This window comes from Pseudomonas sp. PLMAX (assembly GCF_046042685.1).
Taxonomy (GTDB): Bacteria; Pseudomonadota; Gammaproteobacteria; order Pseudomonadales; family Pseudomonadaceae; genus Aquipseudomonas; species Aquipseudomonas putida_AE.
In genome coordinates this window covers 1,380,629-1,406,487 of record NZ_CP064949.1, presented here as the reverse complement: position 1 = coordinate 1,406,487, position 25,859 = coordinate 1,380,629, and the positions used below count along the sequence as shown (strand labels likewise).

At 60.5% G+C, this 25,859-nt stretch carries 23 protein-coding genes and 1 pseudogene; 7 read left to right on the top strand and 17 right to left on the bottom strand.

Features of this window, described 5'->3' with window-relative positions; genetic code table 11:
• Window positions 1–58: 58 nt before the first annotated feature.
• The 15 genes from rnhB to rpsB form a co-directional block, all read right to left on the bottom strand.
• Entirely contained in the window at window positions 59–685 is a 627-nt protein-coding gene (gene rnhB / locus DKB71_RS06345; RefSeq protein ID WP_274077213.1) for a ribonuclease HII, read from the bottom strand.
• A gap of 11 nt (window positions 686–696) precedes the next feature.
• Entirely contained in the window at window positions 697–1,827 is a 1,131-nt protein-coding gene (lpxB, locus tag DKB71_RS06340; protein WP_272604841.1) for a lipid-A-disaccharide synthase, read from the bottom strand.
• 2 nt (window positions 1,828–1,829) lie between these two features.
• On the bottom strand, window positions 1,830–2,606 hold the full coding sequence (lpxA, locus tag DKB71_RS06335) for an acyl-ACP--UDP-N-acetylglucosamine O-acyltransferase (protein ID WP_274077162.1): 777 nt from the start codon (window positions 2,604–2,606) through the stop codon (window positions 1,830–1,832).
• Window positions 2,603–3,043: a 3-hydroxyacyl-ACP dehydratase FabZ gene (gene fabZ / locus DKB71_RS06330; protein WP_007978374.1), complete on the bottom strand. Its 441-nt coding sequence runs from the start codon at window positions 3,041–3,043 to the stop codon at window positions 2,603–2,605. The genes lpxA and fabZ overlap by 4 nt, the downstream gene beginning before the upstream one ends.
• 108 nt (window positions 3,044–3,151) lie before the next feature.
• Complete coding sequence (gene lpxD, locus DKB71_RS06325; RefSeq protein ID WP_408599890.1) at window positions 3,152–4,207, bottom strand: UDP-3-O-(3-hydroxymyristoyl)glucosamine N-acyltransferase; 1,056 nt, start codon at window positions 4,205–4,207, stop codon at window positions 3,152–3,154.
• 3 nt (window positions 4,208–4,210) lie between these two features.
• Window positions 4,211–4,714 (bottom strand): OmpH family outer membrane protein, encoded by a 504-nt coding sequence (locus tag DKB71_RS06320; protein WP_008057318.1) that lies wholly within the window; start codon window positions 4,712–4,714, stop codon window positions 4,211–4,213.
• Window positions 4,715–4,759: 45 nt separating this feature from the next.
• On the bottom strand, window positions 4,760–7,135 hold the full coding sequence (bamA, locus tag DKB71_RS06315; protein ID WP_274077164.1) for an outer membrane protein assembly factor BamA: 2,376 nt from the start codon (window positions 7,133–7,135) through the stop codon (window positions 4,760–4,762).
• 72 nt (window positions 7,136–7,207) lie between these two features.
• Window positions 7,208–8,560 carry an RIP metalloprotease RseP gene (gene rseP, locus DKB71_RS06310; protein ID WP_408599889.1) on the bottom strand — a complete coding sequence of 451 codons (1,353 nt, stop codon included), beginning with the start codon at window positions 8,558–8,560 and terminating at the stop codon, window positions 7,208–7,210.
• A 41-nt stretch (window positions 8,561–8,601) separates the two neighbouring features.
• Window positions 8,602–9,792 (bottom strand): 1-deoxy-D-xylulose-5-phosphate reductoisomerase, encoded by a 1,191-nt coding sequence (gene ispC / locus DKB71_RS06305; RefSeq protein WP_408599888.1) that lies wholly within the window; start codon window positions 9,790–9,792, stop codon window positions 8,602–8,604.
• Complete coding sequence (locus tag DKB71_RS06300) at window positions 9,789–10,595, bottom strand: phosphatidate cytidylyltransferase (RefSeq protein WP_274077167.1); 807 nt, start codon at window positions 10,593–10,595, stop codon at window positions 9,789–9,791. The genes ispC and DKB71_RS06300 overlap by 4 nt, the downstream gene beginning before the upstream one ends.
• Window positions 10,595–11,350, bottom strand: coding sequence for a polyprenyl diphosphate synthase (gene uppS / locus DKB71_RS06295; RefSeq protein ID WP_408599887.1), 756 nt, complete (start codon window positions 11,348–11,350; stop codon window positions 10,595–10,597). The genes DKB71_RS06300 and uppS overlap by 1 nt, the downstream gene beginning before the upstream one ends.
• A 13-nt stretch (window positions 11,351–11,363) precedes the next feature.
• Window positions 11,364–11,921, bottom strand: a complete 558-nt coding sequence (frr, locus tag DKB71_RS06290) for a ribosome recycling factor (protein WP_274077168.1) — start codon at window positions 11,919–11,921, stop codon at window positions 11,364–11,366.
• On the bottom strand, window positions 11,918–12,661 hold the full coding sequence (gene pyrH / locus DKB71_RS06285) for a UMP kinase (protein WP_003222124.1): 744 nt from the start codon (window positions 12,659–12,661) through the stop codon (window positions 11,918–11,920). The genes frr and pyrH overlap by 4 nt, the downstream gene beginning before the upstream one ends.
• A gap of 211 nt (window positions 12,662–12,872) precedes the next feature.
• A complete protein-coding gene (gene tsf, locus DKB71_RS06280) occupies window positions 12,873–13,736 on the bottom strand; it encodes a translation elongation factor Ts (protein ID WP_274077169.1) in 864 nt (287 codons plus the stop codon).
• Window positions 13,737–13,926: 190 nt separating this feature from the next.
• Window positions 13,927–14,664, bottom strand: coding sequence for a 30S ribosomal protein S2 (rpsB, locus tag DKB71_RS06275; RefSeq protein ID WP_003222119.1), 738 nt, complete (start codon window positions 14,662–14,664; stop codon window positions 13,927–13,929).
• A 372-nt stretch (window positions 14,665–15,036) separates the two neighbouring features.
• On the opposite strand from rpsB, the gene map reads away from it, so the two are divergent.
• The 3 genes from map to dapC all read left to right on the top strand — a co-directional run bounded on the left by map (window position 15,037) and on the right by dapC (window position 19,884).
• Window positions 15,037–15,819, top strand: a complete 783-nt coding sequence (gene map, locus DKB71_RS06270; RefSeq protein WP_046816511.1) for a type I methionyl aminopeptidase — start codon at window positions 15,037–15,039, stop codon at window positions 15,817–15,819.
• 41 nt (window positions 15,820–15,860) lie between these two features.
• The gene (locus DKB71_RS06265) at window positions 15,861–18,563 is read left to right on the top strand and encodes a [protein-PII] uridylyltransferase (protein ID WP_274077170.1); all 2,703 of its coding nucleotides are present in this window, start codon (window positions 15,861–15,863) and stop codon (window positions 18,561–18,563) included.
• A 121-nt stretch (window positions 18,564–18,684) separates the two neighbouring features.
• Window positions 18,685–19,884 (top strand): succinyldiaminopimelate transaminase, encoded by a 1,200-nt coding sequence (gene dapC, locus DKB71_RS06260; protein WP_408599886.1) that lies wholly within the window; start codon window positions 18,685–18,687, stop codon window positions 19,882–19,884.
• An 8-nt stretch (window positions 19,885–19,892) separates the two neighbouring features.
• Here the strand turns inward: dapC and DKB71_RS06255 are convergent, their stop codons facing one another.
• Window positions 19,893–21,524, bottom strand: a complete 1,632-nt coding sequence (locus DKB71_RS06255; protein WP_408599885.1) for a Na+/H+ antiporter — start codon at window positions 21,522–21,524, stop codon at window positions 19,893–19,895.
• A 281-nt stretch (window positions 21,525–21,805) separates the two neighbouring features.
• Here DKB71_RS06255 and DKB71_RS06250 point away from each other — a divergent pair, with 281 nt between their 5' ends.
• The 4 genes from DKB71_RS06250 to DKB71_RS06235 all read left to right on the top strand — a co-directional run bounded on the left by DKB71_RS06250 (window position 21,806) and on the right by DKB71_RS06235 (window position 24,959).
• On the top strand, window positions 21,806–22,168 hold the full coding sequence (locus DKB71_RS06250) for an ArsC family reductase (protein ID WP_046816507.1): 363 nt from the start codon (window positions 21,806–21,808) through the stop codon (window positions 22,166–22,168).
• A 32-nt stretch (window positions 22,169–22,200) separates the two neighbouring features.
• Entirely contained in the window at window positions 22,201–23,235 is a 1,035-nt protein-coding gene (gene dapD / locus DKB71_RS06245) for a 2,3,4,5-tetrahydropyridine-2,6-dicarboxylate N-succinyltransferase (protein ID WP_274077172.1), read from the top strand.
• Between the two features lie 114 nt (window positions 23,236–23,349).
• Entirely contained in the window at window positions 23,350–24,555 is a 1,206-nt protein-coding gene (locus tag DKB71_RS06240) for an aminotransferase class V-fold PLP-dependent enzyme (RefSeq protein WP_274077173.1), read from the top strand.
• Window positions 24,552–24,959, top strand: coding sequence for a SufE family protein (locus DKB71_RS06235; protein ID WP_323607296.1), 408 nt, complete (start codon window positions 24,552–24,554; stop codon window positions 24,957–24,959). Before DKB71_RS06240 ends, DKB71_RS06235 begins: the two co-directional genes overlap by 4 nt.
• A gap of 82 nt (window positions 24,960–25,041) precedes the next feature.
• Here DKB71_RS06235 and tcdA read toward each other — a convergent pair.
• Window positions 25,042–25,836 (bottom strand): annotated as a pseudogene (tcdA, locus tag DKB71_RS06230) (tRNA cyclic N6-threonylcarbamoyladenosine(37) synthase TcdA); the annotation flags it as partial.
• Window positions 25,837–25,859 lie beyond the last annotated feature (23 nt).

Genomic DNA, 25,859 nt, shown 5'->3' with positions numbered 1-25,859 from the left:
ATGAAAACAACAAGGCCCGGATTGTACCGGGCCTTGGTGAAAAAAATCAGCCTTGCAACTAAGACTCGATGAGACTCTCTCGGGCCTCATAGGCCAGGCGCACCGGGGCAAACGAGCGCCGGTGAATCGGTGTCGGCCCCAGGCGTGCCAGCGCTTCCAGATGAACGGGCGTCGGGTAGCCTTTGTGCCCGCCGATCCCGTAACCCGGGTAGATCAATTCGAAAGCAGCCATTTCACGGTCGCGACTGACCTTGGCCAGAATCGATGCCGCGGCGATCGCCGGGACCTTGCCGTCGCCCTGCACCACCGCTTCGGCACGCATCGGCAACTTCGGGCAACGGTTGCCGTCGATCATCGCCAGTTTCGGCTGGACGTGCAGCCCGGCAATGGCGCGCTGCATGGCCAGCATTGTGGCATGGAGGATGTTCAGCTCATCGATCTCTTCGACTTCCGCGCGGGCAATGCACCAGCTCAGGGCTTTTTCGCAGATTTCGTCATAGAGTTTTTCGCGCCGGGCTTCGGTGAGCTTCTTCGAGTCGTTCAGCCCGAGGATCGGACGGTTCGGATCAAGAATCACCGCCGCGGTCACCACGGCGCCGCATAGCGGGCCGCGACCGACTTCGTCGACACCGGCAACCAGTTCTTCCACTTCAGCGACCAAGGTGAAATCCAGCCCCATCTGCATGCTTGTCTTACTCATTTTACTGGGTCGATCAGGTTCAGCACTGCATCCGCAGCCTGGTTGGAGGCATCCAGACGAAGGGTCCGGTGAATTTCATCAAAACCGCGGGTTTGCTCTTCGCCACCCTCGATCAGCGGCGACAGGGTCTGGGCCAAGGCTTCGACCGTGGCATCGTCCTGCAACAACTCGGGCACCAACAGGCGCTGGGCCAGCAGGTTCGGCAAGGACACGTACGGGCTCTTCACCATGCGCTTGAGAATCCAGAACGTCAGCGGTGCCAGGCGATAGGCAACCACCATCGGCCGCTTGTACAACAAGGCTTCAAGCGTTGCGGTCCCCGAGGCAATCAGTACGGCGTTGCAGGCTGCCAAAGCCAGATGGGACTTGCCGTCGAGCAAGGTCAGCGGCAAATCGCGACCGGCCAGCAGCTCTTCAAGCTGCGCCCGGCGCTGTGGGTTGGCACAAGGCACGACAAACCGCACACCGGGGCGCAGTGCCCGCAGGCGTTGGGCCGTATCGAGGAACAATGCACCGAGACGGCCGACTTCGCCGCCACGACTGCCGGGCATCAGCGCCACCAACGGCCCGTCGGGCAATCCCAGTTCGGCCCGCGCCGCAGCGCGATCGGCTTCCAGCGGAATGGCATCGGCCAGGGTGTGCCCGACAAACCGCACCGGCACACCCTTCTCTTCGTAGAATTTCGCTTCGAACGGGAACAGGGTGAGCATCAGGTCGCAACCTTCGCGAATCTTCAGCACGCGCTTCTGCCGCCAGGCCCAGACCGATGGACTGACGTAATGCACGGTCTTGATCCCGGCCTGACGCAGCTTGAGTTCGATGTTGAGGTTGAAGTCCGGGGCATCGATACCGATGAACACGTCCGGCTTCGCGGCGATCAGGTCAGCCACCAGCTTTTTTCGGCGCGCCAGCAATTCACGCAAGCGGCCCAGCACTTCCACCAGGCCCATGACCGACAGACGTTCCATGGGAAAGTAGGACGTCAGGCCTTCGGCCTGCATCAACGGGCCGCCGACTCCGATGAACTCGACCGCCGGATGGCGAGCCTTGAGCGCGCGCATCAGACCCGCGCCCAGAATGTCGCCGGAAGCCTCGCCCGCCACCAGCGCAATACGCAAATTGGCCATGGTTAGCGGGTGATGCCGCGGGTCGAGGACTGTATGGAGTCGCGGAACACCGCCACTTCCGGGAACTGGGCAGAGGATTCGGCCAGTTCGGCGAGCGCTTGCTCAACCGTCAGGCCCTGGCGATAGACCACCTTGTAGGCACGACGCAGGGCGTGGATCGCGTCTTCGCTGAAACCGCGACGGCGCATGCCTTCGAAGTTCATGCTGCGGGCTTCGGCCGGGTTGCCGAACACCGTGACATAGGCCGGGACGTCCTTGCCAATCGCGGTACCCATGCCGGAAAAGCTGTGGGCACCGATGTGGCAATACTGGTGAACCAGGGTAAAACCGGACAGGATCGCCCAGTCTTCCACGTGCACGTGGCCGGCCAGCGCCGTGTTGTTGACCAGGATGCAGTGGTTGCCGATGACACTGTCGTGACCGATGTGGGCGTAGGCCATGATCAGGTTGTGATCGCCCAGGGTGGTTTCCGAACGGTCCTGAATGGTCCCACGGTGAATCGTCACACCTTCGCGGATGACGTTGTGGTCACCCATCACCAGGCGGGTTTCCTCGCCTTTGTATTTCAGATCGGGCGTGTCCTCACCTACCGAGGAAAACTGGTAGATACGGTTGTGCTTACCGATTCGGGTCGGGCCCTTGAGAATCACATGCGGCCCGATCACGGTCCCCTCGCCGATTTCCACACCTGCGCCGATGATCGACCACGGGCCGACCTCGACACCGTCAGCCAGGACGGCCGTCGGATCGATGATTGCGCGAGGGTCGATCAAACTCATAGTTTGCGTTCCGCGCAGATGATTTCAGCGGAGCAGACCGGCTTGCCATCGACCGAAGCCTGGCACTCGAACTTCCAGATCTGCCGCTTGCAGCTGATGAACTTGGCTTCCAGGATCAGCTGGTCGCCCGGCAGAACAGGCTGGCGGAAGCGCAGCTTGTCGGAGCCGACGAAGTAATAAAGGGTGCCGTCGGCGGGTTTCACGTCGAGCATTTTGAAACCAAGGATCCCTGCAGCCTGAGCCATCGCTTCGATGATCAGTACGCCCGGCATGATTGGATGCGCAGGAAAGTGACCATTGAAGAAGGGTTCGTTGATGCTGACATTCTTGTAGGCGCGAATGCGCTTGCCTTCAACATCCAGCTCCACTACCCGGTCCACCAGCAGGAACGGGTAACGGTGAGGCAGGTATTCGCGAATCTCGTTGATGTCCATCATTTCGGGGGGAAGCCTATGTAAAGATTGGGAGCGCGCGACTGATGCACACTCCTCTAGCAAATCAAGGACGCAGTCTAGCGGCTGTGCACACTTGATATGGAAATGGTATCAGCCATCTGATGAAGCATTACCGCCAGGGGTCACGTCCCCAGTTTGCTTTTCCAGCTGTCGCAGACGCCGCGCGATGTCATCGAGCTGACGAATACGGGCCGCGCTTTTGCGCCACTCGGCGGCTGGCTGCATCGCCGTTCCGGAAGAATAGGCACCCGGCTCGGTGATCGAGTGGGTCACCATGGTCATCCCGGTGATGAAAACGTTGTCGCAAATATCGATATGCCCCACCAGCCCTACGCCACCGGCGAGCATGCAATGCTTGCCGATTTTAGTGCTGCCGGAGATCCCAACGCAGGCCGCCATGGCGGTGTGATCACCGACCTGAACGTTGTGGGCGATCTGGATCTGGTTGTCGAGTTTCACACCATTGCCAATGACGGTATCGGCCAGCGCACCACGGTCAATGGCGGTGTTCACGCCGATTTCCACGTCATCGCCGACCAGGACACCACCGATCTGGGCAATTTTCTGCCAGATGCCTTTCTCGTTGGCAAAGCCGAAGCCTTCGCCGCCAAGCACCGCACCGGACTGGATCACCACCCGCTTGCCGACGCGCACGTCGTGATACAGCGTGACGCGCGGTGCCAGCCAGCCGCCTTCGCCAACGACGCTGCGGGCGCCGATGAAGCAGTGCGCACCAATGGTCGTACCGGCAGCAATATGCGCCCCGCTTTCGATCACCGCAAATGCACCGATACTCGCCGCCGGATCGACCACCGCATCCGCGGCAATCACTGCCGTCGGATGAACACCGGCTGCCGCCTTGGGCTTGGGATCGAACAGGTGGGAAATACGCGCGTAAGCAGCGTAAGGATCGGGCACCACCAGGCAATCCCCGGCAAAACCTTCGGCGTCAGCGGCCTTGAGCAACAACGCTGCCGCCTGACTGCCTGCCAGGTATTTGCGGTATTGGGGGTTTGCGAGAAAGCTCAACTGAGCTGGGCCAGCCTCCTGCAAGGTGGCTAGCCCAGTAATTGCTTTCTCCGGGTCGCCACGTAGCGTGGCGCCGAGGAACTCGGCCAGCTGGCCGAGCTTAATGGTCACTGTCATGGATTACTTCAGCTGATTCATGCGCTCGATAACCTGGCGCGTGATGTCGTACTGAGGTTTGACATCAATCACTGCACCACGCTCGAAGACCAGGTCAAAAGCACCTTTCTTGATGACTTCTTCCACAGCGCTGTCCAGTTTCGGCTTGAGCTGCTTCAGCATTTCACGGTCGGCAACGGCTTTGGCTTCGTTCAGTTCCTTGGACTGGAACTGGAAGTCACGGGCCTTTTGCTTGAATTCAAGCTCCAGACGCTCACGCTCGCCTTGCTGCATTTTGTCGCCACCGGCCATCAGGCGATCCTGGATACCCTTGGCGCTGCTTTCCAGCGTCTTGAGCTTGCTCAGCTGAGGACCGAATTTCTTCTCGGCATCCACGGCGTATTTCTTGGCCGCATCGGATTCCAGCAGAGCCATCTGATAGTTCAGGACGGCGATTTTCATGTCGGCAAATGCCGGACCTGCAACCAGTACGGAAGCCAGGAGAACCAATTGAGTCAACTTACGCACGATGCACTCCTACAAAATCCATTGTCGTTATCTTGGGGCAGACGCTTAGAACGTCTGACCGAGGGAGAATTGGAACACTTGAGTTTCAGCGTCATCCGGTTTCTTGACTGGCATCGCCAGCGCGAAACTCAAAGGACCCAGTGCGGTGACCCAGGTCACACCCACACCGACGGAACTGGCCATATTGCTCAGACTGATGTCGTTGCACTTGGTGTTGGACTTCGTGCCATCAGCGTTGGTGGAATCAGAGCACGATGAGTCGAATACGTTACCCACATCCCAGAATACCGAGGTACGCAGGGAACGCTGGTCCTTGACGAACGGCAGCGGGAACAGGACTTCAACACCACCCTGGATCAGGACGTTACCACCGAACGGCAGCGGATCCTGGTCCGGGTCGAGCGCAGTGCCAGGGTTCTTGCCGGTACTTGGCGTACTGCGAGGACCCAGGGTGCTGTCCTTGAAGCCACGAACCGAGTTGAAACCACCAGCATAGTAGTTTTCATAGAATGGCAAGCCATCGGTCGAACCGTAACCATCGCCATAACCCAGTTCGGTATGCAGGCGCATGGTGTAGTTGTCGCTCAGTGGCTGGAACAACTGGCCACGGTAGTCGAGCTTGAAGAACGACAGGTCGCTGCCTGGAACCGTGGATTCCAGCACGAGGCTCTGGGAATGACCACGGGTCGCCAGTACGCCCTTGTTCAGGGTGGACTCGGACCAACCGGCCGAAGCCTTGAAGTTCAGGTACTTGTCGCCTTCCTTGTTAACAAAATCGAAGATCTCGTCGACGGTATACACACCGGTCTTGATCTCGTCCTGCTGGGCCGTCAGGCCGAAGGTCAGGCGCGAAGTCTCGCTGATCGGATAACCGACGCTCACGCCGGCACCCAGGCTGTCCACGGCATAGCTGGCTACGTCGACGTCGAGGTCATCGTAGTCAGTCGTACGGTAGAACGCGTTGTAGCCCAGGCTGACGCCATCGGCAGTCCAGTAGGGGTCAACGTAACCGAAGTTGTAGCGGCTCTGGTATTCGCTGCGGGTCAAGCCGAGGCTGACCTTGTTACCGGTGCCGAGGAAGTTGTTCTGGGTGATCGAACCACCGAGGATCAGGCCCGCACTCTGGGCGAAGCCGACGCTGGCGGTAATCGAACCGGACGCCTGCTCTTCAACGCTGTAGTTGACGTCAACCTGGTCATCGACACCCGGTACAGCCGGGGTTTCAACGTTGACTTCCTTGAAGAAGCCCAGACGCTCCAGACGGGTCTTGGATTGGTCGATCAGGTAGGTCGAGGCCCAGCCGCCTTCCATCTGGCGCATTTCGCGACGCAGCACTTCGTCTTCGGACTTGGTGTTGCCACGGAAGTTGATGCGGTTCACGTAGGCACGCTTGCCTGGATCGACAGCGAAGGTGATGTCTACCGTGTGGTCGTCATCGTGGGGCTGAGGCACGCCATTGACGTTGGCGAAGGTGTAGCCCTCGTTACCCAGGCGACGAGTGATCAGTTCAGACGTGGTGGTCATCAGCTTGCGCGAGAACACCTGGCCTTTCTGTACCAGCAGCAGGGACTTGACCTGGTCTTCAGGGACTTTCAGGTCGCCGCTGAGCTTCACGTCACGAACGGTGTACTTGTCACCTTCGTTGATGTTGACGGTGATGTAGACGTGCTTCTTGTCCGGCGTGATGGACACCTGGGTCGAAGCGATGTCCATGTTGATGTAGCCGCGGTCCAGGTAGTAGGAACGCAGGCGCTCCAGGTCACCGGAGAGTTTTTCACGGGCGTACTTGTCATCGTTCTTGAAGAACGACAGCCAGTTGGTGGTCTTGAGTTCGAACAGGTCGATCAGGTCTTCATCAGGGAAGACCGTGTTGCCTACCACGTTGATGTGCTGGATAGCGGCAACGGTGCCTTCGTTGATGTTGACCTTCAAGCCGACGCGGTTGCGCGGCTGCGGGATCACTTCAGTGTCGACGGTAGCCGAGTAGCGACCCTGGGCGACGTACTGGCGCTGCAGTTCGTTACGTACGCCTTCGAGGGTGGCGCGTTGGAAGATCTCGCCTTCGGCCAGGCCGGATTGCTTGAGACCCTTCATCAGGTCTTCGGTGGAGATCGCCTTGTTGCCTTCGATCTCGATACTGGCAACCGACGGACGCTCGACTACCGTGATAACCAGGACGTTGCCATCGCGGCCCAGTTGGATATCTTGAAAGAACCCGGTTTTGAACAGCGCACGAGTGGACTCCACCAGGCGTCGATCATCCGCCTGTTCACCGACGTTCAACGGCAAAGCACCAAAGACGCTACCCGCGGAGACCCGCTGGAGGCCATTGACGCGAATATCAGAGATAGTGAAGGACTCGGCGTGAACTTCGGCGATCATCAATACGGTGAGAACCGCAGTTAGCAGCAGACGTTTCATGAAGTCCTTTCTTATTCCAACTGGCAATAAAAACTGCCGCAAAATGCGGCAGATTCGCAATTCAGCGAAGCGTTACAGTCGACCCAGATCATTAACCAGAGCAAGCAACATCACCCCGATCACCAAACTGATGCCGATCTGTATCCCCCAACCTTGCACCCGATCCGACAAGGGACGACCACGCGCCCACTCGATCAGATAAAACAACAAATGCCCCCCATCCAGCACAGGAATGGGCAGCAAATTCAGAACCCCCAGGCTAATACTCAGATAAGCAAGGAAATTCAGGAAATCAGCGACACCCGACTGGGCCGAAGCGCCCGCCACTTTAGCAATGGTTATCGGTCCACTCAAGTTTTTTACCGAGAGCTCGCCGAACAACATTTTCTTCAGCGAATCGAGGGTCAGCACGCTCATCGTCCAGGTGCGTCGAGCCCCTTCCCCCACGGCTGCCAACGGCCCGAAACTGACTTCGCGAATCATCTCTGGTGGCCAATCGACAGCTTTTACCCCTGCCCCCAGGTAACCACTGGGTGCCTTTTTTTCGCCACGGGCAGCCAACATCACAGGAACGTCGATTTGAGCACCGTCACGCTCCACCCGCAGCATGATTTTGGTATCAGGATGCATACGAACGATATCGACGACCTGCTGCCAGTCATCCACGGCCTTGCCATCGAGCGCCAACAGGCGGTCACCGGTCTTCAGGCCGGCGGCCTGGGCCGGGCCTTTGGAATCCAGTTCAGCCAGGACGGGCGGCAATGCCGGGCGCCACGGGCGAATGCCCAGGGAACGAATCGGATCAGGTTCATCGGCACCTTTGAGCCAGTTGTCCAACACCAGCTCGCGCGGCGAATCCACTGTAGTGCCCTGCTCGCGAACCAGCAGCTGCAGGGAACCGCTTTCACCCAGGCGACGGACCAGTTGCAGATTGACCGCAGCCCAGCCGGAAGTGGGCTCGCCGTCGATGGCAACGATTTCCTGACCTGCGTTCAGGCCCGCCTTGGCAGCCAGGCTACCGGACTCGACAGCGCCGATGACCGGGCGCACCTGCTCGGTGCCGAGCATCGCCAACGCCCAGAAAAAAACCATTGCCAGCAAGAAGTTGGCAATCGGCCCCGCCGCCACGATAGCAATGCGCTGGCGCACGGTTTTGCGGTTGAAGGATTGCTCGAGCTGATCGGCCGGCACTTCACCTTCACGCTCGTCGAGCATCTTCACGTAGCCACCCAATGGAATGGCAGCCACCACGAATTCGGTACCCTTCTTGTCGTGCCAGCGCAGCAGCGGCATGCCGAAGCCCACGGAGAAACGCAGCACCTTGACCCCACAGCGACGCGCGACCCAGAAATGGCCGAACTCGTGGAAGGTAACCAGCACGCCCAAAGCGACCAGGGTGCCGACAATCATATAGAGCGCGCTCATCTATTTTCTCCGCATTCCTATCCAGTCCTGCATCGCAGCACTTACCGCCCTTGACGACTCAACCATTGTTCAGCCAGCAAACGCGCCTTGGCATCCGCCGTGAACACCGCCTCAAGATCATTCACTGCAACCACAGGTTCGAGATTGAGGACTTCCTCGATGATACTCGCGATTTCCAGGTAACGAACCCGTCCGTCGAGAAAGGCCGCGACAGCGACTTCATTTGCCGCATTCAACATCGCCGGAGCGCTGTTACCCGCCTCCGCTGCCTGGCGCGCCAGTCGCAGGCACGGGAATCGATCTTCGTCGGGGGCCTGGAAGTCCAGGCGCGCGACGGCAAACAGGTCCAGCGGCGGCACGCCCGAGTCGATTCGCTCCGGCCAGGCCAGCGCGTTGGCGATCGGCGTGCGCATGTCCGGGTTACCCAACTGGGCCAATACCGAACCATCGATGTAGTCGACCAGCGAATGAATCACGCTTTGCGGGTGGATCACCACTTCAACCTGGGACGGCTTGGCATCGAACAGCCAGCAGGCCTCGATCAGTTCAAGCCCTTTATTCATCATGCTGGCCGAATCGACCGAGATCTTGCGCCCCATGGACCAGTTAGGGTGGGCACAGGCCTGCTCGGGTGAAACATGCGCCAGCTCGGCGATGGGCGTCTGCCGGAACGGACCGCCAGAAGCGGTCAGCAGGATCCGGCGTACGCCGACCGGTTCCAGGCCACGGGCAAAATCCCGGGGCATGCATTGGAAAATCGCGTTGTGCTCACTGTCGATCGGCAGCAATACCGAGCCGCTTTTGCGCACGGCCTGCATGAACAAGGCGCCGGACATGACCAGCGCCTCCTTGTTGGCCAGGAGGATCTTCTTGCCGGCCTCGACGGCCGCCAGGGTCGGGCGCAGGCCTGCGGCGCCGACGATGGCCGCCATGACCGCATCAACCTCAGGGTCGGCAGCCACCTGGCACAACCCCTCCTCCCCCACCAGCACGCGAGTGGCAAGACCGGCAGCGCGCAGGTCATCCTGCAAGCCGCGGGCAGCAGCGGCCTCAGGCACCACGGCAAACCGCGGGGCGTGACGCACGCACAGCGCCAGCAGCTCGCTCAGGCGAGTGAAACCGCTCAAGGCGAAGACCTGGTAGCGCTCAGGGTGGCGGGCGATGACATCCAGGGTGCTCAGACCGATCGAGCCGGTCGCCCCGAGGACGGTAATCTGCTGAGGACGGCTCATGGTGCAGCCATCCACAACAGTACGGCAAATACCGGGATCGCCGCGGTCAGACTGTCGATGCGATCCAGCACGCCGCCATGCCCCGGCAGCAGGTTGCTGCTGTCCTTGATCCCGGACTGGCGCTTGAACATGCTTTCGGTGAGATCACCCACCACCGAGACGAACACGATCAGCGCGGCGCCGATCAGCCCCTTGAACAATTCGGCCACCGTCCAGTCGCGCACCAGGGCAACCAGGGTGGTGATCACCAGGCTCAGGGCCAGGCCACCGTACACGCCTTCCCAGCTTTTGCCCGGGCTGACCTGCGGCGCCAGCTTGCGCTTGCCAAACGCACGTCCGGAGAAATAGGCACCGATATCCGCGCCCCAGACCAGCACCATCACCGCCATGATCAACCAGTTGCCCAGCGGGTACTGCTTGATCTGCACCAGGCCTTGCCAGGCCGGCAACAGGATCAACAGGCCGATCAGCAGCTTGCAGGCGGCGCTCGCCCAATGCTCACTGGAGCGCGGGTAGGTCAGCACCAGGTAAGTCGCCAGCGCCCACCAGAGCACCGAAGCCCCCAACACCCAGGGCGCAAGGCCGGGCAGGATGTACATGACGAACAGCATCAAGGCGACGACGGCGGCATAGCCGGCACGAAACGCTTGCGCAGCGAAACCGGCCAGGCGCGCCCATTCCCAGGCGCCCAGGGTTACGACCAGGCCGATGAACAGCGCAAAAGCGGAACCCTCCAGCAGAAAAAACCCACCCAGGGCAATCGGCAGCAGGATCAGCGCGGTGATGATTCGTTGTTTAAGCATTAAACCCGGGCTCCAGCCTCGACCTGCTCGCTCGTTTTACCGAAGCGGCGCTGGCGAGATGCGAAATCGGCCAGCGCATTGCGCATGGCATCGTGTTTGAAGTCCGGCCAGAACAGGTCGGAGAAGTACAACTCGGCGTAGGCCAGCTGCCACAGCAGGAAGTTACTGATGCGATGCTCGCCACCGGTACGGATGCACAAGTCCGGCAACGGCAGGTCGCCGGTGGCCAGGCAGGTTTGCAGCAGTTCCGGGGTAATGTCTTCCGGCCGCAGATGCCCGGCCTGGACTTCACGCGCCAGACGCTGTGCGGCTTGAGCGATATCCCACTGACCGCCGTAGTTGGCGGCGATCTGCAGGACGAAGCGATTGGCGCCGGTCGTCATGGCCTCGGCTTCACGCATGGCGGCCTGGAGCTCCGGGTGGAAGCGCGAGCGGTCGCCAATGATACGCAAGCTGATGTTGTTGTCGTTGAGGCGCTTGGCCTCACGACGCAATGCCTTGAAGAACAGATCCATCAAGGCACTGACTTCATCGGCCGGGCGCTGCCAGTTCTCGCTGGAGAACGCGAACAGGGTCAATACTTCGACCCCTGCCTCGGCGCACACCTCAATGACTGCACGCACCGCATCCACACCCGCTTTATGCCCGGCGACACCCGGCATAAAGCGTTTTTTCGCCCAGCGATTATTACCATCCATGATGATCGCGACATGGCGCGGCACCGCGGAAGGTGCAATCTGCTTGGTCTTTTCCATGAACACGCGACCCTTATACGGCCATCAGGTCTTTTTCTTTCTGCGCCAGGTTCGCGTCGATTTGAGCCACGTACTTCTTGGTCAGATCATCGATTTCGCCAGTTGCGCGACGCTCTTCGTCTTCGCTGATTTCCTTTTCCTTGACCAGATCCTTCAGCGAGCTGTTGGCATCGCGACGGATGTTGCGCACGGCAACACGGGCATCTTCAGCTACATCACGCGCCTGCTTGGTGAAGCCCTTGCGGGTTTCCTCGGTCAGGGCCGGCATGGAGATCAGCAGCAACTCACCCAGGTTGGTCGGGTTCAGGTTCAGACCTGCACTGCCGATGGCCTTGTCGACGGCACCGAGCATGTTGCGCTCGAAGGCAACGACTTGCAGGGTACGGGCGTCCTTGACGGTGATGTTCGCCACTTGCTTGATCGGGGTATCGGCGCCGTAATACGGAACCATCACACCTTCCAGAATGCTTGGGTGCGCCTGGCCGGTACGGATCCGACCGAAGTTGTGCGCCAGCGATTCCACGGACTTCTGCATGCGCTCTTGAGCGTCTTTCTTGATTTCGTTGATCATTGTTGGCCTTCCTCGATCAGGGTCCCTTCAGCGCCACCATGGACGATATTCAGCAGGGCGCCGGGCTTGTTCATGTTAAAGACGCGCAGCGGCATCTTGTGGTCGCGGCACAGGCAAATGGCCGTCAGATCCATCACGCCCAGCTTGCGATCCAGTACTTCATCGTAGGTCAGATGATCGAACTTCTCGGCATGCGGGTCTTTGAATGGGTCAGCGGTGTAGACGCCATCGACCTTGGTTGCCTTGAGCACGACATCGGCATCGATTTCGATTGCACGCAGGCAAGCCGCCGAATCCGTGGTGAAGAACGGATTACCGGTGCCGGCCGCGAAAATCACCACATCCTTGGAGTTCAGGTGGCGCATGGCCTTGCGGCGATCGTAGTGATCGGTCACGCCAACCATGGAGATGGCCGACATCACGATGGCCGAGATATTGGCACGTTCCAGCGCGTCGCGCATGGCCAGGGCGTTCATCACAGTGGCCAGCATGCCCATGTGGTCGCCCGTGACCCGATCCATGCCGGCCTTGCTCAGCGCTTCGCCGCGGAACAGGTTGCCGCCGCCGATCACCAGGCCGACCTGGACACCGATGCCGACCAGCTGGCCGACTTCCAGCGCCATGCGATCCAGAACCTTCGGGTCGATCCCGAACTCTTCCGAGCCCATCAGGGCCTCGCCGCTAAGCTTGAGTAGAATGCGTTTATAGCGAGCCTGATAACCACTGCCCTGCTGAGCCATTGCGAATCTCTCCTGCGGCGTATTTTAAAAATTCTTTGCGAGCTGTTTTTCAGCTGGCGTTCACTCTAGCGTGACGCTGCTTCAGCGCCATCGGAACATGGCTTTGTAAGCCAGTTCCAAGTGGAAGCCAATTAAAAATTGGCAACCCATCTGAAAAGAGGCTGCGCGCGTGAGCGGGCAGCCTCTTCAGGGCGACAGTTAAAAAACCGTCTTATTGCTTGGCGGCAGCCAGTTGTGCGGCAACTTCTTCAGCGAAGTTGTCAACTGGCTTCTCGATGCCTTCGCCCACTTTGAAGTAGGTGAAGGAAACGATTTCAGCGCCGGCTTTCTTGGCCAGGGCACCTACGGTGACTTCCGGGTTCATCACGAAAGCTTGCTCAACCAGACTGGCTTCGGCCAGGAACTTGGTGATACGGCCGGCAATCATCTTCTCGACGATTTCAGCTGGCTTGCCTTTCATCTTGTCTTCGTTCAAGGACAGGAAAACGCCCTTTTCACGCTCGATGGCTTCTGGCGAAACCTGCGATGGCAGCAGGAACTCAGGGTTGCTTGCCGCCACGTGCATGGCGATCTCTTTGGCCAGCTGAACATCACCGCCCTTGAGAACAACAGCAACACCGATCTTGTTACCGTGCAGGTAAGTACCGACCACGTCACCTTCAACGCGAACCAGGCGACGGATGTTGACGTTTTCGCCAACTTTGGCCACCAGGGCTTCACGAGCCGATTCCTGAGCGGCGATCAGCGGAGCTGCGTCGGTCAGTTTTTCGTCGAATGCTTTTTCTACGCTGGCAGCAACGAAGTTCTTGAAGTCGTCTTGCAGTGCCAGGAAGTCGGTCTGCGAGTTCACTTCCAGCAGTACGGCGGACTTGTCGTCAGCCTTGATGGCGATGGCGCCTTCAGCGGCAACGTTGCCCGCTTTCTTGGCAGCCTTGATGGCGCCCGAAGCACGCATGTCATCAATGGCTTTCTCGATGTCGCCGCCGGCCTTGGTCAAGGCCTTTTTGCAGTCCATCATGCCTTCGCCAGTACGCTCGCGCAGTTCTTTGACCAACGCTGCAGTAATCTCTGCCATTTCAAAATTCCTCTTGGATAGGTTATCAACCATTCCACCCGATCGAACGGGCGTTCAATTCTTCCCGAACCACCCTTGTTAGCTGCCGCACGTTACAGATAGAGCAGTGGGCGCCGACAAATGGTTTTCGAGGTGGCAAAAAGGGGGCCAAGCCCCCTTTTTGCTTACTGAGTCAACGCCAGGGCGTCAATTACTCAGCTGCAGCCTGAGTTTCTTCAGCTGCGAACTCTACGGTGCCGCCGGCAACGTTGTTGCGACCACGGATAACAGCGTCAGCCATCGAACCCATGTACAGCTGGATAGCGCGGATTGCGTCATCGTTGCCTGGGATGATGTAGTCAACGCCTTCCGGGCTGCTGTTGGTATCGACTACGCCGATAACCGGGATGCCCAGCTTGTTGGCTTCGGTGATCGCGATGCGCTCGTGATCAACGTCGATAACGAACAGAGCGTCTGGCAGACCGCCCATGTCCTTGATACCACCCAGGGAACGATCCAGCTTTTCCAGGTCACGGGAGCGCATCAGCGCTTCTTTCTTGGTCAGCTTGGCGAAAGTACCGTCTTCGGCTTGTACTTCAAGGTCACGCAGACGCTTGATGGAAGCACGGATGGTCTTGAAGTTGGTCAGCATGCCGCCCAACCAGCGGTGATCGACGTACGGCGAACCGCAACGTGCTGCTTCTTCAGCAACGATCTTGCCAGCGGAACGCTTGGTGCCGACGAACAGAATCTTGTTTTTGCCCTGGGCCAGACGCTCTACGAAAGTCAGAGCTTCGTTGAACATTGGCAGGGTTTTTTCAAGGTTGATGATGTGGATCTTGTTACGCGCGCCGAAAATGTATTTACCCATTTTCGGGTTCCAGTAACGGGTCTGGTGACCGAAGTGCACACCGGCCTTCAGCATATCGCGCATGTTGACTTGGGACATGATAGTTCCTTAATAAGTCGGGTTTGGCCTCCACGTATCCCAATGACCAACCACCAGCATTTCGCTTGCGGCACCCAGGTCATCGTGTCGACACGTGTGTGGATTTAGGCTTTTCGGGGCATCCCCGGAAAGCGGCGCATTTTATACCACAAGGATGGAAAAAACGGAACCCGGATTCTCAAATCGAGGCGAACGCACATCGCCAGCCCTTGGAATCCGCCCAGAATGCACCATTCTATAAGGAGAAGCGATGCACTGAGCCGCGGATTTGCGCTGATCGTCTGTTAGAATCGCGTTTTTCAGGGCTGCGAAGATCGATCGCGCAACGCCCTTTTCGTCAAGAAAGCGCCATCGAGCGCAGAGAGAGCCTGTATGACCGTCACCCTCAAAACCCCCGAGGACATCGCAAAAATGCGCGTCGCCGGCAAACTGGCCGCCGATGTGCTGGAAATGATTGCTGAACATGTCAAACCGGGCGTTACCACCGATCAACTGAACCAGATCTGCCACGACTATATCGTCAACGAGCAGAAGGCTATCCCTGCCCCGCTGAACTACAAGGGCTATCCCAAGTCGATCTGCACCTCGATCAACCATGTGGTCTGCCACGGCATCCCGAACGACAAGCCGCTCAAGGATGGCGACACCCTGAACATCGACGTCACCGTCATCAAGGATGGCTACCACGGCGACACCAGCCGCATGTTCCACGTCGGCACCGTGCCGGTCTGGGCCGAGCGCCTGTCGCAAGTGACCCAGGAATGCATGTACAAGGCGATCGAGATCGTCAAGCCTGGCTGCCGCCTGGGCGACATTGGTGAAATCATCCAGAAGCACGCCGAGAAAAACGGCTTCTCGGTGGTTCGCGAGTTCTGCGGCCACGGCATCGGCAAGGTGTTCCATGAAGAGCCGCAGATCCTGCACTACGGCCGTGCCGGTACCGGCATGGAACTGAAGGCCGGCATGACCTTCACCATCGAGCCGATGATCAACCAGGGCAAGGCCGACACCAAGGTGCTGGGCGATGGCTGGACCGCGATCACCAAGGACCGCAAGCTGTCGGCACAGTGGGAACACACCCTGCTGGTGACCGAGACCGGTTACGAGATCTTCACCCTGCGCAGCGATGACACCATCCCCCGCGTTTCGGCCTGATCCGCTCACCGAACCCAGCCTATAGAAAGGAAAGCCAATCAATGCCGCAGGTGGATCCCGAACTCTTCGATCGTGGCCAGTTCCAGGCTGAACTGGCCCTGAAGGCCAGCCCGATCGCGGCCTTCAAGAAGGCGATCCGCCAGGCGCGCGAAGTGCTCGACGGACGCTTTCGCAGCGGCCGGGACATTCGCCGATTGATCGAGGACCGTGCCTGGTTCGTCGATAACCTCCTGCAAAAGGCCTGGGAGCAGTTCGACTGGAGTGAGGACGCCGACATCGCGCTGGTCGCGGTCGGCGGCTACGGTCGTGGCGAGCTGCACCCCTACTCCGACATCGACCTGTTGATCCTGCTCGACAGCGCCGACCACGAGGTTTTCCGCGATTCCATCGAGCGCTTCCTGACCCTGCTGTGGGACATCGGCCTGGAAGTCGGCCAGAGCGTTCGGTCGGTCGAGGAGTGCGCCATCGAAGCCCGCGCCGACCTGACAGTCGTCACCAACCTGATGGAAAGCCGCACCATCTGCGGCCCGGAGCACTTGCGCCAGCGCATGCTGGATGTCACCAGCACCGCGCACATGTGGCCGAGCAAGGACTTCTTCCTCGCCAAGCGCGCCGAGCAGAAAGCCCGTCACCACAAGTACAACGACACCGAATACAACCTGGAACCCAACGTCAAGGGCTCGCCCGGCGGCCTGCGGGATATCCAGACGATTCTGTGGGTGGCCCGTCGCGAGTACGGCACCTTGAACCTGCGGGCACTGGCCGGCGAAGGTTTCCTGGTCGAAAGCGAAAACGCCTTGCTGGCCTCCTCCCAGGAGTTCCTGTGGAAGGTCCGCTACGCCCTGCACATGCTCGCCGGGCGCGCCGAAGACCGCCTGCTGTTCGATCACCAGCGCACCATTGCCGGGCTGCTGGGCTTTGAAGGGGACGACGCCAAGCAGGCCGTCGAGAACTTCATGCAGCAGTATTTCCGCGTGGTCATGAGCATTGCCCAGCTCAGCGACCTGATCATCCAGCACTTCGAGGAAGTCATCCTCGCACCGGAGGATGCAGCGCCGCCACAGCCGGTCAACTCGCGATTCCAGCTGCACGACGGCTACATCGAGGCGCGTAACGACAATGTGTTCCGCCGCACGCCGTTCGCCATGCTCGAGATCTTCGTGCTGATGGCCCAGCAACCGGAAATCAAGGGCGTGCGCGCCGACACCATTCGTCTGCTGCGCGAAAATCGCCACCTGATCGACGACAACTTCCGCAACGACATTCGCAACACCAGCCTGTTCATCGAGCTGTTCAAATGCAAGATCGGCATCCACCGCAACCTGCGCCGGATGAACCGCTACGGCATTCTCGGGCGTTATCTGCCGGAATTCGGTTTCATCGTCGGGCAGATGCAGCACGACCTGTTCCACATCTACACGGTCGACGCCCACACCCTGAACCTGATCAAGCACCTGCGTAAGTTGCAGTACACCCAGGTTTCGGAAAAATTCCCGCTGGCCAGCAAGCTCATGGCCAAGCTGCCCAAGCCCGAACTGATCTACCTTGCCGGCCTGTACCACGACATCGGCAAGGGTCGGCATGGCGATCACTCGGAGATCGGCGCAGTGGACGCCGCCGCCTTCTGCCAGCGCCATCAACTGCCAGTGTGGGACAGCCGCCTGATCGTCTGGCTGGTGCAAAACCACCTGGTGATGTCGACCACGGCCCAGCGCAAGGATTTGTCCGACCCGCAGGTGATCCATGATTTCGCCCTGGCCGTGGGCGATGAAACCCGCCTCGACTACCTGTACGTGCTGACGGTCGCCGACATCAACGCGACCAACCCGACGCTGTGGAATTCCTGGCGGGCCAGCCTGCTGCGCCAGCTCTACACCGAGACCAAGCGCGCCCTGCGCCGCGGCCTGGAAAACCCGGTGGACCGCGAAGAACAGATCCGCCAGACCCAGAGCGCCGCGCTGGACATCCTCGTGCGGGGTGGCACCGACCCGGACGACGTCGAGCAATTGTGGGCGCAATTGGGTGATGACTATTTCCTGCGCCACACCGCCGGCGACGTCGCCTGGCACAGCGATGCGATCCTCCAGCAGCCGGCCGACGGCGGGCCGCTGGTGCTGATCAAGGAAACCACCCAACGCGAGTTCGAGGGCGGCACGCAGATCTTCATCTACGCACCGGACCAGCACGACTTCTTCGCCGTGACCGTGGCCGCGATGGACCAGCTCAACCTGAACATCCATGACGCCCGGGTCATCACCTCCAGCAGCCAGTTCACCCTCGACACCTACATTGTGCTCGACACCGACGGCGACTCGATCGGCGATAATCCGGCGCGGGTCAAGCAGATCCGTGACGGCCTGGCCGAAGCCCTGCGCAACCCGGACGACTACCCGACCATCATCCAGCGTCGGGTGCCGCGCCAGCTCAAGCATTTCGCCTTTGCGCCACAGGTGACGATCCACAATGACGCCCAGCGTCCGGTGACCGTACTGGAACTGACCGCCCCTGACCGCCCTGGCCTGCTGGCACGGGTCGGCACGATTTTCCTGGAGTTCGACCTGTCGCTGCAAAACGCCAAGATCGCCACCCTCGGCGAGCGCGTGGAAGACGTGTTCTTCATTACCGACGCAAACAACCAGCCGTTGTCCGACCCGTTGTTGTGCAGTCGGTTACAAGACGCAATCGTCGAGCAGTTGAGTGTTAACCAGGAACCCGATATCAAGTTGTCGCGCATCAGTATCTGAATATACATATTCCCCCTGTGGGAGCGGGCTTGCTCGCGAAAGCGTCCTGTCAAACACCATTGATGGCGACAGACACACCGCTTTCGCGAGCAAGCCCGCTCCCACATTGAACGAGGCCCTCATGAACAACGCCCTGACCCAGCTCCAGCCCTACCCGTTCGAAAAGCTCCGCGCCCTGCTCGGCAGCGTCACGCCCAACCCCGACAAGCGCCCTATCGCGCTGTCGATCGGCGAACCCAAGCACCGCTCGCCAAGCTTCGTCGCCGAGGCCCTGGCCAGCAACCTGGATCAGATGGCCGTGTACCCGACCACCCTCGGCATCCCGGCCCTGCGCGAAGCCATCGCCGCCTGGTGCGAGCGTCGCTTCGGCGTGCCGAACGGCTGGATCGACCCGGCGCGCAACGTGCTGCCGGTCAACGGTACCCGCGAAGCGCTGTTCGCCTTCACCCAGACCGTGGTCAATCGTGGCGACGACGCGCTGGTGGTCAGCCCCAACCCCTTCTATCAGATCTATGAAGGCGCTGCGTTCCTCGCCGGGGCCCAGCCGCACTACCTGCCGTGCCTGGACGAAAACGGCTTCAACCCGGATTTCGATGCCGTTTCCCCGGACATCTGGAAACGCTGCCAGATCCTGTTCCTGTGCTCGCCGGGTAACCCGACCGGCGCTCTGATTCCGGTCGAGACCCTGAAGAAGCTGATCGCCCTGGCTGACGAACACGACTTCGTGATCGCCGCGGACGAGTGCTACAGCGAGCTGTATTTCGACGAACAGACCCCGCCGGCCGGGCTGCTCAGCGCCTGCGTGGAATTGGGTCGCAAGGACTTCAAGCGTTGCGTGGTCTTCCACAGCCTCTCCAAGCGCTCCAACCTGCCGGGCCTGCGTTCTGGCTTCGTGGCCGGTGACGCGGACATCCTCAAGGGCTTCCTGCTCTATCGCACCTACCACGGCTGCGCGATGCCGGTTCAAACCCAACTGGCCAGCGTCGCCGCGTGGAACGACGAAGTGCACGTACGCGCCAACCGTGCGCTGTATCGCGAAAAGTATGACGCCGTGCTGGAAATCCTCAGCCCGGTGCTGGACGTGCAACGCCCGGACGGCGGTTTTTACCTGTGGCCGAATGTGGCCGGGGACGACGCAGCCTTCTGCCGCGACCTGTTCGAGCAGGAGCACGTGACCGTGGTGCCGGGCTCCTACCTGTCGCGGGATGTCGATGGCGTCAATCCGGGTGCCGGCCGTGTGCGCATGGCGCTGGTTGCGCCGTTGGCCGAGTGTGTCGAGGCTGCGCAACGTATCCGCGACTTCATCCAGCGCCGCAAATAACCGCGGGGTTATTTCACCTGGCCGAGCTTGGCTTCACTCAGATCCAGCTCACCCAACACCTCACGCAACACGTCATCGCCGATCTGGTGATGACGACTGAGGCTGTACAGCTCCAGGCGCTGAGCCCGCAGCGCCTTCAAGCGCAAACGCCGCTCCAGCAAATCCATCTGGAACGCCAGTGCCTGGGCTTCGGCCGAGTCATTGAACACCTCCAGCTGATGCCGATATTCGGACATGATTCGCGCCTTGAGCTCTGCCGCCAGCGCCGCTTGCGCGGCGTCCTGTGGGTTGACCTCTTCGGTTTCAAGGGCATGGATCGCCGCTTCGGCGGTTTTGCGCCAGGCGTCGCGCACTTCATTGCGGCGCTTGTCGTCCGGGCTTTTCTCGATGCCGCGCAGCAGCAACGGCAAGGCAATGCACGCGGCGATCAACGACAGCAGAATCACCCCGGCGGCGATGAAGATCAGCAGGTCACGTTCGGGAAATGCATCGGTGCCCATGAGCATCGGCACCGACAGCACACCCGCCAGCGTCACCGCCCCGCGCACGCCACCGACGGTCAGCAACCAGCAGGAACGCGCGCTCGGCACCCGGGTGATCTCATCCTTGCCACGCCAGCGACGCAGCACAATGGACAGTCGCCAGATGCTTTGCACCCAGACGAACCGCAGTACCAGCAACACCAGGAAAATGGCCAGCACATCGAAGCATCGATACAACAGCGTCGGCCACAGCGAGGTTTCATGGCTGGCCACGGCCTTGACGATGTCCGGCAACTGCAAGCCCAGCAGGAGGAAGATCAAGCCATTGAAGGCGAACTCGAGCAATGACCAGACGCTGCGATTGAGCAGCCGCGTGTTGGTCTGGCGCGGCAGCAGATCGAGCCAGCTCTGCATCATCCCCGCCGCGACCGCCGACAGGATGCCCGACGCCCCCACGCGCTCGGCCAGCACGTAAGCGGCAAACGGCAGCAACAACATGAAGACGACGTGGGTGGCCGGGTCATCCCAGCCACGGGCGATCATCCAGGAGCGCAGGCGCCCCACCAACCAGCTCAATGCCACGCCGATGGCCAGCCCCCCAACTGCCACCAAGACGAAGGTGACGCTGGCATTGGCCAGCGAGAACGCACCGGTCACTGCCGCCACAAGGGCGAACTTGAACGTCACCAGACCCGAGGCATCGTTCATCAAGGCTTCGCCCTGCAGGATGTGCATCAAGGGCGTGGGCAAGCGATTCTGCGAGATCGCCGAGACCGCCACGGCGTCCGTGGGCGACAGTACTGCGGCCAAGGCAAAGGCTACCGGAAGCGGGATAGTCGGCAGCAACCAGTGAATGAAATACCCGGCGCCGACCACGGTAAACAGCACCAACCCCACCGCCAGAGTCAGGATCGGGCCACGTAGTTGCCAGAATTCACGCTTGGGCATGCGCCAACCGTCGGAAAACAACAAAGGCGGCAGGAACAGGAACAGAAACAATTCAGGGTCCAACGCCACATGCAGGCCGAGGGTCGGCCAGGCCAGCAAGGCGCCCGCGGCAATTTGTACCAACGGCAGTGGCAGGGGGATCACCCGCCCGAGCAAGCGCGAAACGCCTACCAGCATCAACAGGATCAGGACGGTGTAGGCGGTTTGCATAAAACGGAAATCTCAGACTATCGACAGCGTTGAACTGCCATATTAGCCGCTTAGGATACGTCTGACCGTTGTACCTATGTCGCAGCCCCCGTGTGGGAGCCAGCCTGCTGGCGATGGCGGCGCCAAATTCAATACTGATGCCGACAGATCCGACGCTATCGCCAGCAGGCTGGCTCCCACAGGTTTTGCAGTGGGAAATCGACCTCAAGCGCCGCGAAACCGTCCGGCCATGGCATAATCCGACACCTTTTATTTCCGACACCTGTAAAGGGGGCGATTCCTTGACCGTTTCAAGTAAAACGTTGCACCTTTTCGGCATCAAGGCCTGCGACACCATGAAAAAGGCGCGCACCTGGCTCGATGAACACGCTGTCAGCTATGACTTCCATGATTACAAAGCGGTCGGTATCGACCGTGAACACCTGACCCAATGGTGCAACGAGCACGGCTGGGAAGTGGTGTTGAACCGTGCAGGCACGACCTTTCGCAAGCTCGACGACGAACGCAAAGCCGATCTCGACCAGCCGAAAGCCATCGAACTGATGCTCGCACAACCTTCGATGATCAAGCGCCCGGTGCTCGATCTCGGTGACCGAACCCTGATTGGCTTCAAGCCAGATATCTACGCGGCCGCGCTCAAGTAAGCAGCCCGTTCCAATTTGTTAGAGGTATCAACATGTCCACTACCCTGTTCAGCCTGGCCTTTGGTGTCGGCACTCAAAACCGCCAAGGCGCGTGGCTGGAAGTGTTCTACGCACAGCCACTGCTCAACCCTTCTGCCGAACTGGTCGCTGCCATCGCGCCGATCCTGGGCTACAGCGAAGGCAACCAGGCCATCACCTTCACCACCGCGCAAGCTTCGCAGCTGGCTGAAGCCGTGAAAGGCGTCGACGCTGCCCAGGCCGCCCTGCTGACCCGTCTGGCAGAGAGCCACAAGCCGCTGGTCGCCACCATCCTGGCTGAAGACGCACAACTGACCTCCACGCCTGAGGCTTACCTCAAGCTGCACCTGCTGTCCCATCGCCTGGTCAAGCCCCACGGCCTGAACCTGGCGGGCGTGTTCCCGCTGCTGCCGAACGTCGCCTGGACCAGCCAGGGCGCGATTGACCTGGCCGAACTGGCCGAGCACCAACTCGAAGCCCGCCTGCGCGGCGAGCTGCTGGAAGTGTTCTCGGTGGACAAGTTCCCGAAAATGACCGACTACGTGGTACCGGCCGGCGTGCGTATCGCTGACGCCGCGCGCCTGCGCCTGGGCGCCTACGTGGGCGAAGGCACCACCGTGATGCACGAAGGCTTCATCAACTTCAACGCCGGCACCGAAGGCCCGGGCATGATCGAAGGCCGCGTTTCCGCTGGCGTATTCGTCGGCAAGGGCTCGGACCTGGGCGGCGGTTGCTCGACCATGGGCACCCTGTCTGGCGGCGGCAACATCGTGATCAAGGTGGGCGAAGGCTGCCTGATCGGCGCCAACGCCGGTATCGGCATCCCGTTGGGCGATCGCAACACCGTTGAGTCGGGCCTGTACGTGACCGCCGGTACCAAAGTGGCGCTGCTGGACGAGAACAACAAGCTGGTCAAGGTCGTGAAGGCCCGGGAACTGGCCGGCCAGGCCGACCTGCTGTTCCGCCGCAATTCGGAAACCGGTGCCGTGGAATGCAAAACCCACAAATCGGCCATCGAACTGAACGAAGCGCTGCACGCTCACAACTAAGCCTGTGGGAGCGAGCCTGCTCGCGATGGCGTCCTCGAAACCGCCATCGTGAGCAGAATCGAACCCATAATGGTCAGGCGTACACCCCGCCCATGTTCACCAGGGCCCGATAGCATGATGATTCTCTCTCCCTGGCGTGCCGACTTTCCGGCCATCGCCGCCCTGCAACGGCAAGGCCAGACCTATCTGGACAACGCCGCCACCACGCAAAAACCGCAAGCCCTGCTCGATGCCCTGGCGCATTACTACGCCAACGGCGCGGCCAACGTGCATCGGGCGCAACACCTGCCCGGCGCCCATGCCACCCAGGCGTTCGAGGACAGTCGGCGCAAAACCGCCCATTGGCTGAATGCCGGCGACAGCGGTCAAATTGTCTTTACCCACGGCGCGACTAGCGCGCTGAACCTCCTGGCCTATGGCCTGGAACCTCTTTTCAATCCAGGCGACGAGATTGTCATCAGCGCCCTGGAACACCACGCCAACCTGCTGCCGTGGCAGCAACTGGCGCACCGTCGCGACCTGAAGCTGGTGATCCTGCCGCTGGATGCCGACGGTGTGATCGACCTTGAAGCCGCCGCACCCATGATCGGCCCTCGCACACGCCTGCTGGCCGTCAGCCAGTTGTCCAACGTTATTGGCGCCTGGCAACCGTTACCCGCGCTGCTGGCGCTGGCCAAGGCACACAACGCCTTGACCGTGATCGACGGCGCCCAGGGCGTGGTCCATGGCCGCCATGACGTGCAGGCGTTGGGCTGCGACTTCTATGTATTTTCCAGCCACAAGCTCTACGGCCCCGATGGCCTGGGCGTTCTGTTCGGGCGCAATGAAGCGCTCAAGCAACTGCGCCATTGGCAGTTCGGCGGCGAAATGGTGCTGGACGCGGATTACCTCAGCGCGCGCTTTCGCCCTGCCCCGCTGGGTTTCGAGGCCGGAACGCCGCCGATTTCCAGTGTCATCGGGCTGGGGGCAACCCTGGATTACCTCGCCGGTCTCGATCAGGACGCGGTCTCGGCCCATGAAGCGGCGCTGCATGCCTGTCTGTTGAAAGGCCTTGAGTCACGCAACGGCATCCGGTTGCTGGGCAAACCGCAGGTAGCACTGGCCAGTTTTACCGTCGAAGGTGTGCATAACTCGGATCTGGCGCACTTGCTGACCGAGCAGGGCATCGCCGTGCGCGCCGGTCATCACTGCGCCATGCCATTGCTCAAAAGTCTTGAGCTGTCCGGGGCGATTCGGGTGTCGTTGGCGTTGTACAACGATTCCGAGGATCTTCAACGGTTCTTTGAAGCGCTGGACCAGGCGCTGGAGTTGCTGCGATGAGCTTGCCCGCCGATGCCGTGACTGCACTCGCAACTTTTCAGGCTGCCGCTGGCTGGGAACAGCGTGCGCGTTTGCTGATGCAATGGGGCGAGCGTCTGCCCGCCTTGAGCGACGCGCAGATGTGCGACGCCAACCGGGTGCACGGCTGTGAAAGCCAGGTGTGGCTGGTGGGCGAGTTGCAGGGCGGTCATTGGCAGTTCAGCGCCAACAGCGATGCGCGGTTGATTCGCGGTTTGGTGGCATTGCTGCTGGCGCGGGTCAACGGCTTGTCTGCGGTCGAGTTGCGGCAGGTGGATTTGCCGGAGTGGTTCAATCAGTTGGGACTGGGGCGGCAGTTGTCGCAGTCACGCAGTAACGGCTTGAATGCTGTTCTCCAGCGGATGCGGAGCCTAAGCGACGTGTAGGAGCTGCCGCAGGCTGCGATCTTTTGATCTTTATTTTCAAGATCAAAAGATCGCAGCCTGCGGCAGCTCCCAGGGGTTTGACCCGCTCCGCCGGCCGCCTTACACCCGCCACAATCTTGTCCACCGCCTTGGTCGCCGCGACCATGCCGAAGGTCGCCGTCACCATCATCACCGCGCCAAAGCCGCCGGCACAATCGAGCTTCACGCCATCGCCGACAAAACTCTTCTGCAAACAAATGCTGCCATCCGGTTTCGGGTAGCGCAGTTGTTCGGTGGAGAACACGCACGGCACGCTGTAATGACGGGTCACGGTGCGCGAGAAGCCATAGTCGCGACGCAAGGTGGAGCGTACTTTCGAAGCCAGCGGGTCATTGAACGTGCGGTTGAGGTCGCAGACCTGGATCAGCGTCGGGTCGATCTGCCCGCCCGCACCGCCGGTGGTGATGATCTGGATCTTGCGCCGCTTGCACCAGGCGATCAGCGCCGCCTTGGCGTTGACGCTGTCGATGCAGTCGATCACGCAGTCGATGTTCGGCGTGATGTACTCGGCCATGGTCTCGCGCGTGACGAAATCCGGCACCGCGTGCACCGTGCAGTCCGGGTTGATCCCGCGCAGGCGCTCGGCCATCACCTCGACCTTGGGTTTGCCGACGGTGCTGTCCAGCGCATGCAACTGGCGGTTGGCGTTGCTCACGCAGACATCATCCAGATCGAACAGTGATATCTCGCCCACACCGCAACGCGCCATGGCTTCCGCCGCCCAGGAGCCGACGCCACCGACACCGACGATCGCCACATGCGCCGCTTTCAAGCGCTCAAGGCCTTCGATGCCATACAAACGGGCGATGCCTGCAAACCGCGGATCTTCTGTACTCATGACCATAACCCCAAAAACCGGCG

What these genes read in the sequence shown, in the direction of transcription:
- tsf (WP_274077169.1), bottom strand. Translation starts at nt 13,736, where the DNA reads ATGGCAGAGATTACTGCAGCGTTGGTCAAAGAACTGCGCGAGCGTACT.
- map (WP_046816511.1), top strand. Translation starts at nt 15,037, where the DNA reads ATGACCGTCACCCTCAAAACCCCCGAGGACATCGCAAAAATGCGCGTC.
- dapC (WP_408599886.1), top strand. Translation starts at nt 18,685, where the DNA reads ATGAACAACGCCCTGACCCAGCTCCAGCCCTACCCGTTCGAAAAGCTC.
- lpxD (WP_408599890.1), bottom strand. Translation starts at nt 4,207, where the DNA reads ATGACAGTGACCATTAAGCTCGGCCAGCTGGCCGAGTTCCTCGGCGCC.
- rnhB (WP_274077213.1), bottom strand. Translation starts at nt 685, where the DNA reads ATGCAGATGGGGCTGGATTTCACCTTGGTCGCTGAAGTGGAAGAACTG.
- dapD (WP_274077172.1), top strand. Translation starts at nt 22,201, where the DNA reads ATGTCCACTACCCTGTTCAGCCTGGCCTTTGGTGTCGGCACTCAAAAC.
- frr (WP_274077168.1), bottom strand. Translation starts at nt 11,921, where the DNA reads ATGATCAACGAAATCAAGAAAGACGCTCAAGAGCGCATGCAGAAGTCC.
- ispC (WP_408599888.1), bottom strand. Translation starts at nt 9,792, where the DNA reads ATGAGCCGTCCTCAGCAGATTACCGTCCTCGGGGCGACCGGCTCGATC.
- pyrH (WP_003222124.1), bottom strand. Translation starts at nt 12,661, where the DNA reads ATGGCTCAGCAGGGCAGTGGTTATCAGGCTCGCTATAAACGCATTCTA.
- DKB71_RS06235 (WP_323607296.1), top strand. Translation starts at nt 24,552, where the DNA reads ATGAGCTTGCCCGCCGATGCCGTGACTGCACTCGCAACTTTTCAGGCT.
- DKB71_RS06300 (WP_274077167.1), bottom strand. Translation starts at nt 10,595, where the DNA reads ATGCTTAAACAACGAATCATCACCGCGCTGATCCTGCTGCCGATTGCC.
- uppS (WP_408599887.1), bottom strand. Translation starts at nt 11,350, where the DNA reads ATGGAAAAGACCAAGCAGATTGCACCTTCCGCGGTGCCGCGCCATGTC.
- lpxA (WP_274077162.1), bottom strand. Translation starts at nt 2,606, where the DNA reads ATGAGTTTGATCGACCCTCGCGCAATCATCGATCCGACGGCCGTCCTG.
- lpxB (WP_272604841.1), bottom strand. Translation starts at nt 1,827, where the DNA reads ATGGCCAATTTGCGTATTGCGCTGGTGGCGGGCGAGGCTTCCGGCGAC.
- fabZ (WP_007978374.1), bottom strand. Translation starts at nt 3,043, where the DNA reads ATGATGGACATCAACGAGATTCGCGAATACCTGCCTCACCGTTACCCG.
- DKB71_RS06255 (WP_408599885.1), bottom strand. Translation starts at nt 21,524, where the DNA reads ATGCAAACCGCCTACACCGTCCTGATCCTGTTGATGCTGGTAGGCGTT.
- DKB71_RS06265 (WP_274077170.1), top strand. Translation starts at nt 15,861, where the DNA reads ATGCCGCAGGTGGATCCCGAACTCTTCGATCGTGGCCAGTTCCAGGCT.
- rseP (WP_408599889.1), bottom strand. Translation starts at nt 8,560, where the DNA reads ATGAGCGCGCTCTATATGATTGTCGGCACCCTGGTCGCTTTGGGCGTG.
- DKB71_RS06240 (WP_274077173.1), top strand. Translation starts at nt 23,350, where the DNA reads ATGATGATTCTCTCTCCCTGGCGTGCCGACTTTCCGGCCATCGCCGCC.
- bamA (WP_274077164.1), bottom strand. Translation starts at nt 7,135, where the DNA reads ATGAAACGTCTGCTGCTAACTGCGGTTCTCACCGTATTGATGATCGCC.
- rpsB (WP_003222119.1), bottom strand. Translation starts at nt 14,664, where the DNA reads ATGTCCCAAGTCAACATGCGCGATATGCTGAAGGCCGGTGTGCACTTC.